Raw genomic sequence first — 3,306 nt, 5'->3', positions numbered from 1 at the left:
AACGAAATTAAAGAAGAGCTGAACAGAAATAAAGTGGTTGATGATATCACTTATCAGGCACAATATTACTTTTCGCAAGCTTTTTTAGCAGATTACGATCAAAAAATTGTTACTTTTCAAGAAATTGCTAGAAAAACGACAGATTTCGTCTTTTTTGGAATTGGTTCATCTGGTGACTTGTGTGATTATGGTGCGCGTCAATTTGTTAATAATGGGCGTAACGCATTTTCGATTGATGATCCATACTACCCGGTTGAATTAAGCCGCGATCGTTTTAAAAACAAGACTGTAATAGTTTTATCAGTCAGCGGTGAGGGTCAACCAACAATTGACCAAGTAAAAAGTTTTAAGCAAGAAGGTGCGACAATTGTCAGCATCACTAATAATGAAGATAATACCATTGCAGGCTTATCGGATTTGAACTTTGCGTATCACTTAGAATTCAAAATAATCGGTGAAACAATCAACTTAACATCACAAGTTCCAGTTGTTTATCTACTTGAACGATTGTCGCGTGCACTGCGGGTTGATAAGTAACAAATTTTATTGAAGGACTAATTCCAGCTTTATTGCAGGAATTGGTCCTTTTGCATTTTTCAAGTTCTTAACTACTGTTAATTATATTTTGGCTAAGGGGGTGTCATCACAATATATGAAGGTTATAAGCCAAGCTTGGTAAGGCTAAAATCGGCTATAGCAAGATCTATTGCTTCACAAAACATTGTAATTGCTATAATAATAGTTATTAATAATTTTTAGCTATTAAAAGGGATAATAAAGATGAATAAAGCAAAAATTTTGGTGACTGGCATTATTCCAGAAGCAGGATTAACAGAATTAAAAGAAAATTTTGAAGTGGTTCATGCGCCTGAACATGAGACTAGAAAATGGGTTTTAGCACATTTATCTGAATACGAAGGTTTAATACTCATTGGGATGAAAGGTGACCGAGAGCTAATAGATGCGGGAACTAACCTAAAAATCATTACAGCTAGTGGTGTAGGATATGACCACATTGATATTGATTATGCTAAGCAAAAGGGAATTGTTGTTGCGAATTGCCCTAAGAGCGTTCTGGTTCCTACTGCTGAAATGACGTTTGCCCTATTATTAGCAACTGTAAGGCGATTGCATTTTTATGATAAAAATATTCGTCAAGGAAAATGGGTCAATGTTTCTAAACCAGAAAATATGGGAACAGGACTTCAAGGAAAAGCACTTGGTATTTATGGTATGGGACGAATTGGTTCTGAAGTTGCTAAATATGCTCAGGTATTTGGGATGAAAGTTATTTATCATAACAGACATCAATTAGCGTCTGAGGTTGAAAAAGCGGAGCATGTTAGTTACGTCGACTTTGATACGCTAGTTAAAACATCAGATGTTATTACACTCCATGCGCCAGCTTTACCTTCAACAACTGGCGTCTTTAATTCGAAAACGTTTAAGCAAATGAAAAAGACTGCTTATATTATTAATGCAGCTCGTGGACAATTAATTAACCAAAATGATTTGATATCAGCGCTAAAAAATGGAGAGATAGCTGGAGCCGGACTAGATGTTTATGAAACTGAACCACATGTGCCGCAAGCTTTATGTGAATTAGACAATGTGATTTTAGCTCCTCATGCAGGTACTGGAACTTTAGAGGCTAGAACGGAGACAGCTAAAGAAGCATCTAGAAACCTTATTTCTTATTTATGTGACCACAAAGCTTTGAATCAAGTTAATTAATAAACAAGATCATGAAAAACAGCCAAGTTATTACTTGGCTGTTTTTGTCTGTCTATAAAATCATTAACTGAATTTTGGGGTAGCATCTTTATTTAATTTCTTCAATAACCAGACCACTCCGGAAATTAAAAATTAATTCAATAAGTAAAAATACTAAAAAGATAATAGCTGCTGAAGCATTTTGTGAAAAAGGTACATAGCTTTTAATCATAGGCGGAATTAATAATAAAGCAGCAATCATGAAAGCTATTAAGAGTGCAGACTTTGGGTTCGGAATAACTTTATAATGAGCGTCAGTATTATTAATAATCATTTTTGCTGAGCGATTTAGTCCGTCTTGAGCCAGTTGTAGCGTGTCCCCTTTTTTTAAATTTAATTTTAAAGCATAGCCAGCTGCAATACTTCCTACTTTTAAACCATTAACTATTACAGTTGTAGGCTTGCCCATTGAAATATTACTTTTTGATCGTTGAACTGTAATCATACCGTTACACTTTCTTTAATAATAGATATTTAAGATTAGCTTATTAATAAAGCAATTCAATGTCAATCTTGTTTAGTAAAAAAAAATATGTTTACAAAACAAAATATATAAACTATAATTTTGTTGTAAATTAATGTAAGCGTTAACAAAAGGGGTGAAAAATCGTGCAATTGGTTAATGTGAGAGTTGATAGCCGTTTGATTCATGGTCAGGTGGCTCGTGTATGGACTGGGCAATTAGGTGCAGAGCGCTTAATGGTCGTTGGCGACAAAGTATCTAAAGATGACTTGGAAAAAACAGCTTTAAAATTAGCTCGTCCCACTCAAGCAGCTTTAAGTATTTTGCCACCAGATCGTGCAAGTAACAATATTGTTCAAGGACGCTATGCGGACCAAAAAATATTTATTATTACTCGTGAACCAGAGGCTCTGGTTGAAATGGTCGAAGCAGGAGTACCGATTAAAGAAGTTAATGTTGGTAATTTGCCAAGTGGTGAGGGCAGACTGCAACTATTCAAGAGTGTGGGAGTTAATGACGAAGAAATAAAGGCTTTTAAGGAACTTGATGCTCGGGGAGTAAAGCTTTATCACCAGATGGTACCGAACGACCCTAGAGAAGACTTTATGTCTGAATTAAATAAACGGATGGAGAAATAATAATGAATTCATTGAGTGTAGTTCAAATAATTTTGCTGTCTTTGTTTGCTTTCTTCCAAATCAATGAAATTATCACAGTTGGTATCGGTTTTGGTAACCCAGTTAATGCTGGATTAATTGCAGGACTAATTATTGGTGATGTGAAATTAGGTTTGGCCGTAGGAGCAACATTGCAGTTAATGATATTAGGTGTCGGTACTTTTGGTGGTGCTTCGATTCCTGATTATGCCACTGGAGCAATCATAGGTACTGCAATTGCGCATATTTCAGGAAAAGGCATTAACTATGGTATTGGTGTTGCTATTCCAGTTGGTCTATTGATGGTGCAACTTGATATTTTGGCTCGTTTTACTAATACCTACTTTGCACACAGAATAGATAAGGCAATCGATCGTAACGATGATAAAGCTGTTGTACGAAATAGTCTTTATG

The 3,306-nt window shown here is 35.4% G+C and carries 5 protein-coding genes; 4 read left to right on the top strand and 1 reads right to left on the bottom strand.

The window, feature by feature from the left end; all coding sequences use genetic code 11:
- Positions 1–537, top strand: a 537-nt coding sequence (locus CRG87_RS07585; protein ID WP_101138727.1) for an SIS domain-containing protein, incomplete at its 5' end; no start/stop codon positions are given.
- Between the two features lie 243 nt (positions 538–780).
- Entirely contained in the window at positions 781–1,734 is a 954-nt protein-coding gene (locus tag CRG87_RS07580) for an NAD(P)-dependent oxidoreductase (protein ID WP_074426141.1), read from the top strand.
- A gap of 88 nt (positions 1,735–1,822) precedes the next feature.
- On the opposite strand, the gene CRG87_RS07575 is transcribed toward CRG87_RS07580, so the two are convergent.
- A complete protein-coding gene (locus CRG87_RS07575) occupies positions 1,823–2,218 on the bottom strand; it encodes a hypothetical protein (protein ID WP_074426140.1) in 396 nt (131 codons plus the stop codon).
- Between the two features lie 164 nt (positions 2,219–2,382).
- Between CRG87_RS07575 and CRG87_RS07570 the strand changes: the two genes are divergently transcribed.
- Entirely contained in the window at positions 2,383–2,874 is a 492-nt protein-coding gene (locus tag CRG87_RS07570) for a PTS system mannose/fructose/N-acetylgalactosamine-transporter subunit IIB (RefSeq protein WP_074426139.1), read from the top strand.
- Positions 2,875–2,876: 2 nt separating this feature from the next.
- On the top strand, positions 2,877–3,306 hold a 430-nt coding region (locus CRG87_RS07565; protein ID WP_165775981.1), incomplete at its 3' end, for a PTS sugar transporter subunit IIC.

Source organism: Lactobacillus apis, assembly GCF_002837055.1.
In the GTDB taxonomy this organism is placed as follows: domain Bacteria; phylum Bacillota; class Bacilli; order Lactobacillales; family Lactobacillaceae; genus Lactobacillus; species Lactobacillus apis.
Note: the sequence above shows the minus strand (reverse complement) of the source record. Positions and strands in the feature narration are given on the sequence as shown.